Annotated in this window: 12 protein-coding genes and 1 pseudogene; all 13 read right to left on the bottom strand. The window is 67.0% G+C overall.

Translation table 11 applies throughout. The features are described from left to right. Window positions 1-88: 88 nt before the first annotated feature. The gene (locus SJY11_RS08640; protein WP_376986187.1) at window positions 89-1,435 is read right to left on the bottom strand and encodes a UDP-glucose dehydrogenase family protein; all 1,347 of its coding nucleotides are present in this window, start codon (window positions 1,433-1,435) and stop codon (window positions 89-91) included. Window positions 1,436-1,556: 121 nt separating this feature from the next. Further along, window positions 1,557-2,970 (bottom strand): annotated as a pseudogene (locus SJY11_RS08635) (mannose-1-phosphate guanylyltransferase/mannose-6-phosphate isomerase). Window positions 2,971-3,602: 632 nt separating this feature from the next. After that, on the bottom strand, window positions 3,603-4,499 hold the full coding sequence (gene rfbA, locus SJY11_RS08630; protein WP_376986186.1) for a glucose-1-phosphate thymidylyltransferase RfbA: 897 nt from the start codon (window positions 4,497-4,499) through the stop codon (window positions 3,603-3,605). Beyond that, on the bottom strand, window positions 4,496-5,401 hold the full coding sequence (gene rfbD, locus SJY11_RS08625) for a dTDP-4-dehydrorhamnose reductase (RefSeq protein WP_376986185.1): 906 nt from the start codon (window positions 5,399-5,401) through the stop codon (window positions 4,496-4,498). Before rfbD ends, rfbA begins: the two co-directional genes overlap by 4 nt. Further along, window positions 5,398-5,955 carry a dTDP-4-dehydrorhamnose 3,5-epimerase gene (rfbC, locus tag SJY11_RS08620; RefSeq protein WP_376986184.1) on the bottom strand — a complete coding sequence of 186 codons (558 nt, stop codon included), beginning with the start codon at window positions 5,953-5,955 and terminating at the stop codon, window positions 5,398-5,400. The genes rfbD and rfbC overlap by 4 nt, the downstream gene beginning before the upstream one ends. Before the next feature lie 2 nt (window positions 5,956-5,957). After that, window positions 5,958-7,046, bottom strand: coding sequence for a dTDP-glucose 4,6-dehydratase (gene rfbB / locus SJY11_RS08615; RefSeq protein ID WP_376986183.1), 1,089 nt, complete (start codon window positions 7,044-7,046; stop codon window positions 5,958-5,960). Between the two features lie 82 nt (window positions 7,047-7,128). Beyond that, window positions 7,129-7,911 carry an enoyl-CoA hydratase/isomerase family protein gene (locus SJY11_RS08610; RefSeq protein WP_376986182.1) on the bottom strand — a complete coding sequence of 261 codons (783 nt, stop codon included), beginning with the start codon at window positions 7,909-7,911 and terminating at the stop codon, window positions 7,129-7,131. 41 nt (window positions 7,912-7,952) lie between these two features. After that, entirely contained in the window at window positions 7,953-9,593 is a 1,641-nt protein-coding gene (locus SJY11_RS08605) for an ABC transporter ATP-binding protein (RefSeq protein ID WP_376986180.1), read from the bottom strand. Beyond that, window positions 9,590-10,516 (bottom strand): ABC transporter permease, encoded by a 927-nt coding sequence (locus tag SJY11_RS08600; RefSeq protein WP_376986179.1) that lies wholly within the window; start codon window positions 10,514-10,516, stop codon window positions 9,590-9,592. Before SJY11_RS08600 ends, SJY11_RS08605 begins: the two co-directional genes overlap by 4 nt. Further along, a complete protein-coding gene (locus tag SJY11_RS08595; RefSeq protein ID WP_376986177.1) occupies window positions 10,513-11,454 on the bottom strand; it encodes an ABC transporter permease in 942 nt (313 codons plus the stop codon). Before SJY11_RS08595 ends, SJY11_RS08600 begins: the two co-directional genes overlap by 4 nt. A 33-nt stretch (window positions 11,455-11,487) precedes the next feature. Then, window positions 11,488-13,053, bottom strand: coding sequence for an ABC transporter substrate-binding protein (locus tag SJY11_RS08590; protein WP_376986176.1), 1,566 nt, complete (start codon window positions 13,051-13,053; stop codon window positions 11,488-11,490). A 93-nt stretch (window positions 13,054-13,146) separates the two neighbouring features. Further along, entirely contained in the window at window positions 13,147-14,283 is a 1,137-nt protein-coding gene (locus SJY11_RS08585; protein ID WP_376986175.1) for a M20/M25/M40 family metallo-hydrolase, read from the bottom strand. Window positions 14,284-14,294: 11 nt separating this feature from the next. Beyond that, the gene (locus tag SJY11_RS08580; protein ID WP_376986174.1) at window positions 14,295-15,455 is read right to left on the bottom strand and encodes a M20 aminoacylase family protein; all 1,161 of its coding nucleotides are present in this window, start codon (window positions 15,453-15,455) and stop codon (window positions 14,295-14,297) included. Window positions 15,456-15,472: the final 17 nt, after the last annotated feature.

Below are 15,472 nucleotides of genomic sequence, written 5' to 3'. Positions count from 1 at the left end.
AGATTAGGCCGGCCCCAAGGGGCCGGGGATAAGCGGTTGGATGGTTACGGATACCTCTGTGAAGCCAAATCAGCAGCACTCAAACCGCTCAGGCGGCGTCCCGCTTGCCTTTAAACGCGGGGGGTGATGCAGTTCGGCCGACATCGACATAGGTGAAGCCCTTGGCGCGGACCTGCTCGGCCCGGTAGACGTTGCGCAAATCGACGAGGACCGGTGCGGCCATGGCGACCTTGACGCGGTCGAAATCAAGCGCGCGGAAGATGTTCCACTCGGTCACGATCACCGCGGCATGGGCACCGTCGACGCACTCATAGGCGTCGTTGCAGTAGTTGACGCCGTCCGGCAGCATCGCCCTGGCCTGCTCCATCCCCTCCGGATCGAAGGCGCGGATGGTGGCGCCGCCATCCTGCAGCGCCGTCACGATCGACAGCGACGGCGCGTCACGCATGTCGTCCGTGTTCGGCTTGAAGGTCAAACCGAGCACGGCGATCGTCTTGCCGCGGACCGAGCCGCCGCAGGCGGCGACGACCTTCTTCGCCATGGCCCGCTTGCGCAGGTCGTTGACCGAGACGACGGCCTCGACGATCCGCGACGGGGTGCCGTAGTCCTGCGCCGTCTTGATCAGAGCCAGCGTGTCCTTCGGAAAGCAGGAGCCGCCATAGCCGGGGCCGGCATGCAGAAACTTGCTGCCGATGCGGTTGTCGAGCCCCATGCCGCGGGCGACGTCCTGCACATTGGCGCCGACCTGCTCGCACAGATCCGCCATTTCGTTGATGAAGGTGATCTTCGTCGCCAGGAAGGCATTGGCCGCGTATTTCGTCAGCTCGGCGGTGCGCCGGCTGGTGTTCAGAATCGGCGCGCTGTTCAGGTAGAGCGGCCGGTAGACATCGGCCATCAGCGCCTGGGCACGCAGATCGTCCGTGCCGATGACGATGCGGTCCGGGCGCTTGAAATCGTCGATGGCCGCGCCCTCGCGCAGGAACTCCGGATTGGACACGACGGCGAAGTCGGCATCGGGACGCAGCTCGCGGATGATCCGCTCGACCTCGTCGCCGGTCCCGACCGGAACGGTCGATTTGGTGACGATGACGGTGTAGCCGTCGAGCGACTGGGCGATCTCGCGCGCCGCCGCATAGACATAGGACAGGTCGGCGAAGCCGTCGCCGCGCCGCGACGGCGTGCCCACCGCGATGAAGACCGCATCGGCCTTGGCGACCGGCCCGGCCAGATCGGTGGTGAAGGACAGCCGGCCCGCATCGGAATTGCTGCGCACCAGCTCAGAGAGGCCGGGCTCGAAGATCGGGATCTCGCCCTGCTTCAGCGCCGCGATCTTGCTCTCCACCTTATCGACGCAGACGACCTCGTGCCCGAAATCCGCGAAACATGCGCCGGACACCAGCCCGACATAACCTGATCCGACCATGACGATCTTCATCGGAGACTCCCTGCCGACGTGCCGAACTAGCGTAATCCGACCGATAGCATCCGTGACCGCCGAGACAAAATCTGTCGTGATCTATCAGGGAAACAGAGCCCGCGGGACAAGGCTTTGGCGGTCAGAGCCTAGCGTAAGCGTCCTCGATCCGGATGATGTCGTCCTCGCCGGTATAGCTGCCGACCTGGACCTCGATCAGCTCGAGTTCGATCTTGCCGGGATTGCACAGCCGATGCGTGCAGCCGATCGGCAGATAGATCGAACTCGTTCTCGTGAATGTGGCTGATGCTGCCGTCCAGCGTGACCTCGGCCGTGCCGCGCACCACGACCCAGTGCTCGGAACGGTGGAAGTGTTTCTGCAGGCTGAGCTTGGCACCGGGCTTCACATTGATGCGCTTCACCTGGAAACGGGAGCCGATGTCGATCCGCTGATACCAGCCCCAGGGGCGATAGATCCGCAGATGCTCGGTCGCCTCGGGGCGGCCCTGCTGCTTCAGCGTCTCGACCAACTGCTTCACATGCGGCGCCGCCGACTTGGACGCCACCAGCACCGCGTCGCGCGTCGCGACAACCACCATGTCGGTCAGCCCGATCGTGGTCAGCAGCATGTCATCGCTGCGCAAGAGCGAATTGGTCGTGTCGAGCGCGACCACCGGGCCGCGCAGCACGTTGCCGGCGCCGTCCTTGTCCATCACCTCATGGATCGAGTCCCAGGCACCGATGTCCGACCAGTCGAAACCGGCCGCGATCACCCCGGCATGCTGTGTCTTCTCCATCACGGCATAGTCGATCGAGATCCGCGGCGCCTGACTGAAAGCGCGGCCGTCCAGGCGGATGAAGTCGAGATCGGTGGTCGCACCGTCCAGCGCCTCGCGTGCCGCCGCGATCACATCGGGGGCGAAGCGGGTCAGTTCCTCGATCATCGTCGGGGCGGCGAAAACGAAGTTCCCGCTGTTCCACAGGAAGCCCTGGTCAAGATAGCCCTGCGCCGTCGCGGCATCGGGTTTCTCGACGAAGCGCTTCAGCCGCTTCGTCCGGGAATCCCCGAGAGCCTCGCCCGCCTCGATATAGCCATAGGCCACCGACGGCGCCGTCGGTACGATTCCGAGCGTCACGATCAGCCCCGTGGCGGCGAACTTCGCCGCCGCGAGGGCGTCGGCCCGGAAAGCGGGTGCGTCTTCCACGACATGGTCCGCCGCCAGGGCGACGGCCACGGCATCGGGTGCGACGCGGCTCGCAAGCAGGGCTCCGACCGCGATGGCGGCGGCGGAATCGCGCCGCTCCGGCTCGAGCACGATCTGACCCTCGACACCCACCGCCTGCATCTGCTCGGCGACAATGAAGCGGAACTCGTGATTGGTGATCACGATCGGCGGCAGGAAGGGAGTGCCCTTCACCCGCAGCAGGGTCGCCTGGAAGGTCGACAGGTCATCCTCCAGCAGAGCGATGAACTGCTTGGGCATCGAATCCCGCGACAGGGGCCAAAGTCGCGTTCCGGCCCCGCCTGCCATGATCACTGGAACAATCAACGTCATCTCGACAACTCTCTCCCGGTCGCCCGAGAGCCCGCCAAAAGCTTGGAATTCCTACGTCACAGGGACATCCGCACATCCCGGTCCTATATGGCCCGAACGCCCGAAGCCATCGCATCCCCTTTCGGACATTAAGAATGGGTTAACCACGCGCAGTTGACCGTTTGGTGTCGGTTGCTCTGCCGCCGGAGGTGCGCCATCCCGTCATGAGGTCCCTCGCAAACACCTGGCCTCCAGCACCGCGTCATGCTGCAACCGGAGTTGCAGCCGAGACAGGCCCTACCTCCTCGAGGCCAGCCGTCAGGATCGGGTCGACGCAGATCCTTGAAGCCTTGGGCATGCCTTGCGCCTCCCTCGCGATCGAGCGGCTGACGAAGGTCTTGTAGCCAAGCCAGGACCCGATGACGCGCGCACACCCCCCGCACGAAACCGGTGCTTCATCCGCAACCATGGCAGGGATGATGATTGAGGGGGAACCGCATTCACACGCAGTGAATTGTCCCAGGACGGGCGTTCCGGTCATGATCGACTCCCGTTGCAGGCTCATGGCGAAGCGAGGAGCAATATCGGGGCCAACCAGCCCTATCCACTCGACACGGTGGCGATCGACGGCTCCAGAGGACGCTTCGCCGGCCTCAGCCGTCTGAGCGCCGTGGGTTCGCGGCGATCTCGGCCGCCATGCGCACGAGGTAACGGCCATAGTCGCTTTTCGCGAGGCGGCCCCCCAGAGCCTCCAACTGTGCGACCTCGATCCAGCCGCGCCGGCAGGCGATCTCCTCCGGGCAGGCGATGCGCAGGTCCTGCCGGCCCTCGAGGGTCCGGACGAACTCGCCGGCCTGCAGCAGGCTGTCAGGCGTCCCGGTGTCGAGCCAGGCGAAACCGCGCCCCATGCGCTCGACCGAGAGTTGGTCGCGTTCCAGATAAATGCGGTTCACATCGGTGATCTCGAGTTCCCCGCGAGCCGACGGCTCGAGCGACGCGGCGATCTCAACCACCTGCGCGTCATAGAAATAGAGGCCCGTCACTGCCCAGTTCGAGCGCGGGACCTTCGGCTTCTCCTCGATGGAGGTCGCCTTCCCGTCGGCGCCGAAGCTGACGACGCCATAGCGCTCGGCATCTCTCACCTGATAGGCGAAGACCGTCGCGCCCGCTTTGCATCGGCGCGCACGCTTCATCAGCTCGGGCAGGCCGTGCCCGTAGAACAGGTTGTCGCCCAAGATCAGCGCCGACGGACCGCCGGCCACGAACTCGGCCCCGATCAGATAGGCCTGCGCCAGCCCGCCCGGATGCGGCTGCTCGGCATAGCTCAGCGACAGGCCCCACTCCGATCCGTCGCCGAGCAGGCGCTGGAAATGCGGCAGATCCGTCGGGGTCGAGATGATCAGGATCTCGCGAATGTCCGCCAGCATCAGCGTCGTCAGCGGATAATAAATCATCGGCTTGTCATAGACCGGAAGCAGTTGCTTCGAAACCGCCAGCGTCATCGGGTGCAGCCGCGTGCCGGAACCGCCGGCGAGAATGATGCCCTTCATGAAATCGGCCCCGTTTCTTCGCTTTTGAGCAGCCTGGTCACGCAGGCGGTGGCGGCCCCGCGCCAATGCGGGAGTCTGATGCCGTGAGTGGCCGCGAGCTTTGCACCGTCCAGCCGCGAATTGGCCGGCCGACGCGCCGGCGTCGGATAGTCGGCGGTGGCGATGCGGCGCACCCGGACCGGGCGGCGCCCGGCCGCCGCGGCCTCGGAGAACACCGCCTCTGCCAGTTCGGCCCAATTCGCCTCGCCCTGCGCCGCCATGTGGAAGACGCCGCGCAGAGCCTGATCGGCAGGCGAGCCGACGAGGTTCCGCGCCACGGCCAAAACGGCATCCGCAATGTCCAGTGCGGAGGTCGGGCAACCGGTCTGGTCGTAGACGACGGACACCTCCTCGCGCTCCCCGCCGAGTCTCAGCATGGTCCGGACGAAGTTTGTCCCGAACGGGCTGTAGACCCAGGCGGTGCGCAGGATCGCATGATCGGGCGTGGCCGCCGCCACGGCCCGCTCGCCGGCGAGCTTGCTGCGTCCATAGGCCGAAATCGGCCCGGTCGCATCGTCCTCGCGATAGGGCCGCTCGAGCGAGCCGTCGAAAACATAGTCGGTCGACAACTGAATGAGCGGGACGCCGAGCCCGCGCGCCGCAACCGCCACCGCCCCGGCCCCGACCGCATTGACGGCGAAGGCCCGCGCCTCTTCTGTTTCCGCCCGGTCCACCGCGGTGAAAGCGGCCGCATGGACCACGACATGGGGGCGCGCGGCCGCCAAGGCTGGAGCGATCGTCTCGGGGCGCTCCAGATCGAATTCCGGCCGTCCGACGGCCAGCAGAACGTCACCCTGATCGGCCGCCCGCTCCGCGAGTGCCCGCGCGACCTGACCTGCGCGCCCGGAGACGACGACCCTCACGCGAAATACCGCGGCAGTTCGGCGAGGCGGGGGTGTCGGCGGTCCTTGTCGGACAGGATCAGCCTCTCGGGCGGCAGCCCCCAGTCGATCCCTATCGCAGGATCGTCGAAGGCTACGCCCCGGTCATGCTCGGGGGCATAGGGGGCGCTGACCTTGTAGAGCACCTCGGTGTCGGGCTCGAGCGTGACGAAACCATGCGCGAAACCGGCCGGCACGAGCAATTGCCGCCAGTTCTCCGCCGAGAGTTCCACTGTAACGAATCGGCCGAAATCCGGCGAAGAGGCGCGGATATCGACCGCGACGTCGAGGATGCGCCCGCGCGGCACCCGCACCAGCTTGTCCTGGGCGAAGGGAGGCGCCTGGAAATGCAGACCGCGCAGCGTGCCAACCGCGGCCGAGAGCGAATGATTGTCCTGGATGAAGTCGAGCTTGATGCCCGCCTCGGCGAAGGCCGAGCGGCTATAGGTCTCGGAGAAGAAGCCGCGATGATCACCGAACCTCTTCGGCTGGATGATCTTCACATCCGGCAGCGCGGTCGGCTCGACAAGCAGCATGCTCACTGTTCTCCCGGCAGACCGACCACCGCAGCCGTTCCCAGCCGCTCGCCGCGATAGACGCCGGAGCGGATGTCGCCCCACCAGTTCTGATGGGCCAGATACCATTCCACGGTCAGGCGCAAGCCACTGGCGAAGTCGCGGCGCGGGCTCCATCCGAGCTCGCGGCCGATCCTGCCCGCATCGATGGCGTAGCGCGCATCATGCCCGGGCCTGTCCGCGACATGCGTGATCAGCCGGTCATGCGGACCTGCGGGATCGGGCCGCATCTCGTCGAGCAGCGCGCAGATCGCGGCGACGACCTGCTGGTTCGACATCTCCGCCGAGCCGCCAATGGCGTAGGTCTCGCCCGGCTTGCCCCTCTCGGCGACGAGCAGCAGCGCCTCGGCATGGTCCTCGACATAGAGCCAGTCGCGCACGTTCAGCCCGTTGCCATAGATCGGCAGGGGCTTGCCCTCGATCCCGTTGATGATCATCAGCGGGATCAGCTTTTCCGGGAAGTGGTAAGGCCCGTAATTGTTCGAGCAATTGGTGATGAGCGTCGGCAGGCCGTAGGTGTGGTGCCAGGCCCGCACCAGATGGTCGGAAGCGGCCTTTGAGGCCGAGTAGGGCGAGGTCGGCGCATAAGCCGTCGCCTCGTCGAACAGGCCCTCAGGACCCAGCGAGCCGAACACCTCGTCGGTGGAGACGTGATGGAACCGGAAGCGCGCCCGCCGCTCGCCGGTCAGGCCGCGCCAATGCCTCAGCGCCTCCTGCAGCAAGACGAAGCTGCCGACGATGTTGGTGTCGATGAAGGCCGATGGTCCGTCGATCGAGCGGTCGACATGGCTCTCGGCTGCCAGATGCAGCACGATGTCAGGATCGACCTCGGCGAAGATCGCCCGCATCCGCTCGCCATCGGCGATGTCCGCCTTCTCGAAGCGGAAGCGCGGATCGGCGGCGACCGGCGCCAGCGAGGCGAGATTGCCGGCATAGGTCAGCTTGTCGACGACGCAGACGCTATGGCCGGTTTGCGCGATCAGCCTGCGTGTGACGGCCGAGCCGATGAACCCCGCACCGCCGGTAACCAGAAACCGCAAAGACGCCGGCAATACCGTTCTCGCTCCCGTTGGACGCGCGCATATAGGGCGCGCGGGCCCTCAGCGTAAACCCCGTGGCCCGGCCCGCCTCGGCTCAGCGGCCCTGCCATTGCGGCGGCCGCTTGCCAAGAAAGGCCTCCATGCCTTCGCGGAAATCGGCGCTGGTGTAGCACATCACCACGAGGTCCTCGCCGCCTTCGGCAGGCACCGACGCGTTGACGAGCCGGCGCAGCGCCTCCTTCGTGGCCCGCATCGTCAGCGGCGCGTGGCCGGCGATGGTCGCGGCCAGCTCGCGGGCGCGGCTCAACAGCGCTGCGTGATCGGCGAGGACCTCGCTGTAGAGGCCGATGCGCTGGCCCTCCTCCGCCTCGATCAGCCGTGCCGTGAAGACGATGTCCTTGACGCGGGCCGGCCCGAGTAGGGCCGACAGCCGGGCGTAATTGGCCGTCGACAGGCAGTTGCCCAGCGTCCGCGCGATCGGGAAGCCGAAGCGCGCGGACGCCGTCGCGATGCGGATGTCGCAGGCGCAGGCGATGCTGGCGCCGCCGCCCGTCACCGCCCCGGCGATCGCCGCGACAAGCGGGATCGGGGAGCATTCGATCGCCGTGAGCACGCGCTCGATCTTCTCTTCATAGCCCAGCGCGTCCTGCGGCGAGGCGAAGCTGCGGAACTGCGCGATGTCCGTCCCGGCCGCGAAGGCCCGGTCGCCGGCCCCGGTGATGATCAGCACCCTGGGGGCGCCATGCGCCGCCGGGTCGGCACAGATCGCCGCCACCCGCTCATACATCGAAAAGGTCAGAGCATTGCGCGCCTGGGGGCGGTTCAGCGTGATCGTGCCGATCCCGTCGTCCACCGCGTAGAGCATCTCATCGTCCATGCGCTCGCTTCCATGGCGGCCGGGGGAGCGGGACTATCCGGTCAGGCCTCCACTGCGTCAACGGCGGTGGCCCCCGTCGCGAAGTCACGCCCCGGCGCCGCCTCGATCAGGGCCCGCGTATAGGCATGAGCCGGCGCGGAGAACACCTGCAAGGTCGCGCCCTGCTCGACGATCACCCCCTTCTCCATCACCACGATCCGGTCGCAGATCTGGGCCGCCACCCGCAAATCGTGGGTGATGAACAGGATCGCCAGGTTGAAGCGCTCCTGGACATCGGCGAGCAGGGCCAGCACCTGCTTCTGGACGGAGACGTCGAGCGCCGAGACCGCCTCGTCCGCGATCAGGATCTCCGGCTCCATCGCCAGCGCCCTGGCGATCGCGATGCGCTGGCGCTGACCGCCGGAGAACTGGTGCGGATAGCGCTCGAGCGCATTCGGCTGTAGCCCGACCAAACCCATCAGGTCGCGCGCCCGCTGCAGCGCATCCGGCTCGCTCAGGCCGAAATTCATCGGCCCCTCGATGATCGAAGCGCCCACGGTCCGGCGCGGGTTGAGCGACCGGAACGGATCCTGGAACACGACCTGGATCTTGCGGCGATAGGACCGCAGCCGCCGCTCGGGCAGTGGCGCGATGTCGATGTCGGGCACCAGGATGGAGCCGACGCTGGGCGGCATCAGCCGCGCGATGCAGCGCGCCACCGTGGTCTTGCCGGAGCCGGACTCGCCGACGATGCCGACCGTCTCGCCCCGCCGGACGCGGATCGCGACGTCCTTCGCCGCATGCACGACCCGCTCCTTCCGGAACAGCGCCTTGGAGCTGTAGGTCTTGCCGAGCCCCACGGTCTCCAGCGCCAGCGGCCCGAGCACCGGCTTGCGCTGCGCCGGCTTCAGGCTCGGCACCGCCCCAATCAGCATCTGCGTGTAGGGGTGCTGCGGCCGGGTCAGGATGTCGGCTGCTGGGCCCTGCTCGACGACGCGGCCCTTTTCCATCACCACGACGCGGTCGGCGATCTCGGCGACGACACCGAAATCATGGGTGATGAAGAGCACGCCCGTGCCGCGTCGGCTCTGCATGTCCTTGATCAGCTTGAGGATCTGCGCCTGCGTGGTGACGTCGAGCGCCGTCGTCGGCTCGTCGGCGATCAGCAGGGCGGGATCGAGGATCAGCGCGGCGGCGATCATCACGCGCTGGCGCTGCCCACCGGAAATCTGGTGGGGATAGGAAGCGTGCATCCGCTCCGGTTCGGGCAGGCGCATCGACTCCAGCATGGCGAGCACCTGCGCGCGCCGCTCGGCGGGGCCGAGAGAGGTGTGGATGCGCAGCACCTCCTCGATCTGGTCGCCGATGGTCAGCACCGGATTGAGCGCCGTCATCGGCTCCTGGAAGATCATCGCCATCCGGTCGCCGCGCAGCGCGCGCAGCCGCTGCGGCGTTGCCGCCAGCACATCCTCGCCCTCCAGGCGGATCGCGCCCGCCACCGGCTTCAGCGCCTTGGCGAGCAGCCCCATCACCGAGAAGGCGGTGACGGATTTGCCCGAGCCCGATTCCCCGACGACGCAGACGATCTCGCCGGCGCCGACGCTGAGCGAGACGTCCTCAACCGCGAAGGCGCGATCGCCGCCGCCGGGCAAAGCGATGCTCAGCCCCGCGATCTCCAGGACGGGTGTCTGTCCCTCGCTCATCGGCCGGCCATCTTGGGGTCGAGGGTGTCGCGCAGGCCGTCACCCAGCATGTTGACCGCCAGCACCGTCAGGGCGAGGAAGATGCCCGGATAGAGGATGTTGTGCGGGAAGACGCGGAAGAGGTTGCGCCCCTCGGCCATGATGTTGCCCCAGGTCGGAATCTCCGGGGGTATGCCGATGCCGAGGAAGGACAGGATCGCCTCGACCAGGATCGCCGAGGCCGCGATGAACGTGCCCTGCACGATCAGCGGCGCGATCGTGTTGGGTAGGATGTGTCGCACCATCAGCTTGGGCAGCCGCGTCCCGGCCATGATGGCGGCCTCGACATAGGGCTCCTCGCGCACCGACAGCACGATCGAGCGCACGACCCGCACCACGCGCGGGATCTCCGGCACGATGATCGCGATGATCACCGATACCAGTCCGCTGCGGAACAGCGAGACCACGGCGATGGCGAGCAGGATGCCGGGAATCGCCATCAACCCGTCCATGAACCGCATGATGATGCCGTCGAGCGGGCGCACATAGCCGGCGACGAGGCCGATCACGAGCCCGATCGCGATCGCGAAGGACGCGACGGAGACCGCGATCAGCAGCGAGACGCGCGCCCCGTAGACGACGCGGCTGTAGACGTCCCGGCCCAGCGAATCCGTTCCCATCCGGTGCTTGAACACCGTCGCGGTGCCGTCGTCGGCGCGGATCGTCCGCTCGAAGCCGGGCAGGCGGTTGCGGGTGCTCGGATTGATGGCGGTGGGATCGAGCGTGCCCAGCCACGGCGCGAACAGGCCGATCATGGTCATCAGCAGCAGGACCGTGCCGCCGATGGCGACCACCGGGTTGCGCACGAGCCGCTTCATCACGGTGCGGGCCGGCGTCGCCGGCTCGGCCGCGGCCGGTGCGAGGAGGGTCGGCTCGGTGCTCAATAGCGGATCCTCGGGTCGAACAGGCTGTAGGCGAGGTCGATCAGCAGGTTGATTCCGACATAGACGCCCGAGAACAGGAGGATCACCGCCTGGATGGTGGGGTAGTCGCGGGCCAGGACCGCATCGACCGTCAGCCGGCCGAGACCGGGGATCGAATAGACGCTCTCGGTGACCACCACCCCGCCGATCAGGAGCGCGATGCCGATGCCGACGACAGTGACGATCGGCACCGCCGCGTTCTTGAGCGCGTGGCGGAACAGGATCTTGCGCTCGACCTGCCCCTTGGCGCGGGCGGTGCGGATATAGTCCTCGTTCAGCACCTCGAGCACGCTCGCCCGCGTCATCCGAGCGATCAGCGCGATGTAGATCACCGACAGCGTCACCGCCGGCAGCACCAGCCGCTGCAGGAATCCGCCGAACCCGCTCGACAGCGGCTGGTAGCCCTGGACCGGGAACCAGCCCAGCGTGATCGCGAAGACGTAGATCAGCGCATAGCCGATCACGAAGACCGGCACCGAGAACCCCAGCACCGAGAAACCCATCACGATCCGGTCGATCCAGGAGCCGTGCTTGTAGGCCGCGAGCACGCCAAGCGGAATGGCGACGCTGATCGCGATCAGCATCGTCGCGAAGGCGAGCGACAGCGTCGGCTCGATGCGCCCGATGATCAGCTCGCCGATCGGCTTCTTGAAGAAGAAGCTCTCGCCGAGCTCGCCCTGCAGCAGGTTTCCGGCCCAGATCAGGAACTGGGTCAGGATCGGCTGGTCGAGGCCGAGGCGATTGCGGATCAGCGCGATCTGCTCGGTGTTCGCGTTGTCGCCGGCGATCACCGCCGCCGGGTCGCCCGGCGTCAGGCGCAGCATCAGGAAGACCAGGACCGCGACGATCACCAGCACGGGGATCGTCGCCAGCAGGCGTCGCAGGATGTAGCCGAGCATCAGCGCCGGGTCCGGCCGATCAGCGTCGCCACCTCACTTCTTCTCGACGTTCCAGAACACCGGCGCCGGCGCGGTCAGGATGCCGGTGACGTTCGTCCGCGTCGCGATCGGCACGTTGTACTGGCCGAGATGGACATGGGTGACGACCTCGCGCCAGCGCATCTGGACCGCTTCCGCGATCGTCTTCTGCTTGGCCGGATCGGGCTCGCGGGCGAAATCGTCACGCAGCTTCTCCATCTGAGCGTCGCAGGGCCAGCCGAAGGCCGCCTTGTCGCAGCTCGCATTGAAGAAGCCCGCCATGACCGGGTTGAGGATGTCGGCCGAGACCCAGGAGGTCTGCATCACGTTCCAGCCGCCCTTGTCGATCGGGTCCTTGCGGACACGGCGAGACACCACGGTCTGCCAGTCGGAGGACTGCATGTCGACCTTGAAGCCGCCCTTCTCGAGCAATTGCTTGGCGACGGGCCCGAGATTGGTCAGAGACTGCAGGTCGGTGGAGTGCAGCAGCACGATCGGCTTGCCGTCATAGCCGGCTTCCTTCAGCAGCTCCTGCGACTTCTTGAAGTTCGATTCCAGCAGCCCGTCCATCCCCTTCTCGGAGGCGAGCTGCGTGCCGCAGACGAACATCGCCTTGCAGGGCTTGTAATAGTCGGGATTGCCGACCGTCGCCTCGAGGAAGTCCTTCTGGTTCAGCGCATAGGTCACGGCCTGGCGCACCTTCGGATTGTCGAAGGGCGGCTGCGTATGGTTGAAGCGCATCGTGTACTGCAGGCCGAGTGGATTGTAGTTCCACAGCTTGATGCTCTTGTCGCCGGCGAGCAGCGGGATCAGGTCGAAGGCCGGCTGTTCGACCATGTCGATCTCGCCCGCCAGCAGCGCGTTGACCGCCTGCTGCTGGTCGGACACCGCGAGCCACTCGACACGATCGACCTTCGCGACCTTGCCACCGGCGAGGCCCGATGCCGGCTCGGCGCGCGGCTTGTAGTCCTTGAACTTCGTGTAGACGATCTTGTCGCCCGGCTTCCATTCGTCGGTCTTCAGCACGAACGGGCCAGACCCGATGAATTCCGAGATCTGCGTGTTGGGGTCGGTCTTCGCGACGCGCTCGGGCATCATGAAGGGCACGTTCGACGACGGCTTGCCGAGGCCGAAGATCAGCAGGCCGGTCGGCGACTTCAGCTTCACCGTGAAGCTCTTGGCGTCGTCGGCGGTGATCGTGTCGACGAAGGTCATCATCTTCTGGCCGACGGGGTCCTTCGCCGACCAGCGCCTGATCGAGGCGATGCAGTCTGCAGAGGTGACGGGCTTGCCGTCATGCCAGAGCAGCCCGTCCCGGAGGGTGAATTTGTAGGTCAGCTTGTCCGGCGATTCGGTGAAGCTCTCGACCATCTGCGGCTTGATGTTGCCGGCCTCGTCCATCGAGAACAGCGTGTCGTAGATCATGTAGCCGTGGTTGCGGACGATATAGGCCGTGGTCCAGATAGGATCGACGATCTTCACGTCCGAATGCATGACGATCTTCAGGGTCTGCGCCTGCGCCAGCGAAGTGCCGACGACGATTGCGCAGGCGGCCACCAAAGTCTTCAAACGCCCTGCCATGGTGCTTTCCCCTTCAACTGTCGTGCGCGTTCGGCGCATCGCGATCTATGCAGGCCCCGTGCCACCGGGAGGGCCCATGCTCGCCCGGCATCCTCACGCGGTCAACCGCGCCAGCAGGCCGGCCATCAGCCGCGTCCGCTGCAGCAGGCTGCCCACCTCGATATGCTCGTCCAGCGTATGATAGCCCGCTCCGAGCAGGCCGAGCCCGTCCAGCGACGCGATGCCCTCGGCGCCAGTGAAATTGGCGTCCGAGCCCCCGCCGGCCGAGTCGTGCTCGAGGCTCCAGCCCAGTTCCTGGGCCACCTCGCGGGCGAGGCCGAACAGCTTCAGCGTCGCCTCGCTGGGCTCCCAGACCGGGCGGGTGACGCCGCGCGTGACCGCGAATCGCGTGCCGTCGGCGTTCTGCACGCCGAGCGCCAGCATCCGCTCGACTCCGCGGTCGAGATCGGCCTGCCGCTTCGCCATGCTGAGCGCCTCGGCCCGGCAGGTCGTCGGCACGCAATTGACCCATTGCCCGCCCTGGATCACGCCGACGCTGAAGGTGCAGTCGTCACCCGTCATCGCCTCGATCGCGAGCAGTTGCTGCGCCATCATGCTGATCGCCGAACGCCCGTTCTTGAGCTGGGAGCCGGCATGGCTCGGCCGCCCCTCGGCCAGCAGGTTGAAGCGTGCGATCGCATAGCGTCCCGTGACGACGCCGTTGCCAGGCCGCCCTGGCTCGGGAACCAGGATGAAGCGGTGCCGGCGCGCCTGCTCCATGATCAGGTCGCGTGTGCCGGGACTGCCGATCTCCTCGTCGCTCGTGAAGAGCACGCTGACCGGCAGCGGCGTCTCGATGCCCGCCTTGGCCAACGCGATGATCGCCTGCAGCCCGGCATAGGCGCCGCCCTTCATATCGAGGATGCCCGGCCCGTAGCAGCGCCAGCCATCGCGCCGGAAGGGCAGTGTCTTCAGCGTGCCGACCGGATGCACCGTGTCGAGATGCGACATCATCAGAATGCCGGGCTCGCCCTGTCGCGGATGGGGAAAGTCGCCGCGCAGGCAGTCGCCGAGCCCCGCCGGGCCGGGAAAGCGCGTGACGACGGCGCCGGCCGCAGCCAGTTCGCTCGCCGCAAAATCCATCATCCGATTGACAGCCGCGACGTCGAAGGTCGGGCTTTCGCATTCGATCCAGGGCCGAAGGCCCGCGAGCAGGGCATCGAGATCGAGAGGCAGATCGGCGGGATTCATGCGGGGCGCCTTCAGGTTTTGCTGCGCGTTTCGACGAGGCGCGCCAGCAGGCTCGCCCCGATCGGCAGGATGCCGTCATCGAGCACGAAGGCCGGGTTGTGGACGGGCACGCTGCCCGCATGGCCGACCCAGGCATAGGCGCCGGGCACCACGCGCAGCATGTCGGCGAAATCCTCGCTGCCCATCACCGGCTTCGGCTCGGTCAAGACGTTGCCGGCGCCGACGATTTCGGCGGCGACCGCCGCGGTCGCGACCGCCTGCTCGGGATGGTTCACCAGCACGTCGAAGATGCCGCGGATGTCGATATCGACCTGCACGCCGAAGGTCGCCGCCATGCCGGCGCAGATCTCGCGCATGCGCTCGCGGATCAGCTTGGCGATGTCGGGCGAGAAGGTCCGCACCGTGCCGGCCAGCACGGCCTCCTCCGGGATTACGTTATAGGCCGAGCCGGCGTGGATCTGCGTGATCGAGAGCACGGCGGCCTCGCGCGGATCGGCATTGCGGCTGACGATCGTCTGCAGCGCCGCCGCCAGCGAGATCGCGACGATGACCGGGTCGCGCCCGACATGGGGCATGGCGCCATGGCTGCCCTTGCCGGTGATCTTGATGTCGAAGAAATCCGCACCCGCCATCGCCGGACCGGGAAAAACCGCGATCTGTCCGGGGTCGAGATTGGGCGCGTTGTGGAGGCCGTAGATCTCATCGCAGGGAAAACGCTCGAACAAATTGTCGGCGAGCATGGCCCGCGCCCCGCCGAGCCCCTCCTCGGCTGGCTGGAACACGAAGATCGCCGTGCCCGAAAAGCCGCGGTTCTCGGCGAGGTAACGCGCTGCACCGAGCAGCATGGTGGTGTGCCCGTCATGGCCGCAGGCATGCATCCGGCCGGGAATGGTCGAGCGCCAGGGCAGGTTGGTGATCTCGTCCATCGGCAGCGCGTCCATGTCGGCGCGCAGGCCGATGCGCCGACCCGGCCCACCCGTGCCTTCGAGGATACCGACCACGCCTGTGCCGCCGATGCCACGATGCACCTCGATGCCCCAGGCCGTCAGCTTCTCGGCGACGATGCCGGAGGTGCGGACCTCCTCAAAACCGATCTCGGGATGGGCGTGGAGATCGCGGCGGATGGCGACGAGTTCGTCCGTGAAGGCCTCGATTGCGGTCAGGGCAGGCATGGGAAGTAACTCCGGGA

The organism is Allobosea sp. R86505 (assembly GCF_042466375.1).
In the GTDB taxonomy this organism is placed as follows: Bacteria; Pseudomonadota; Alphaproteobacteria; order Rhizobiales; family Beijerinckiaceae; genus Allobosea.
This window is presented reverse-complemented; position numbering and strand designations above follow the sequence as displayed.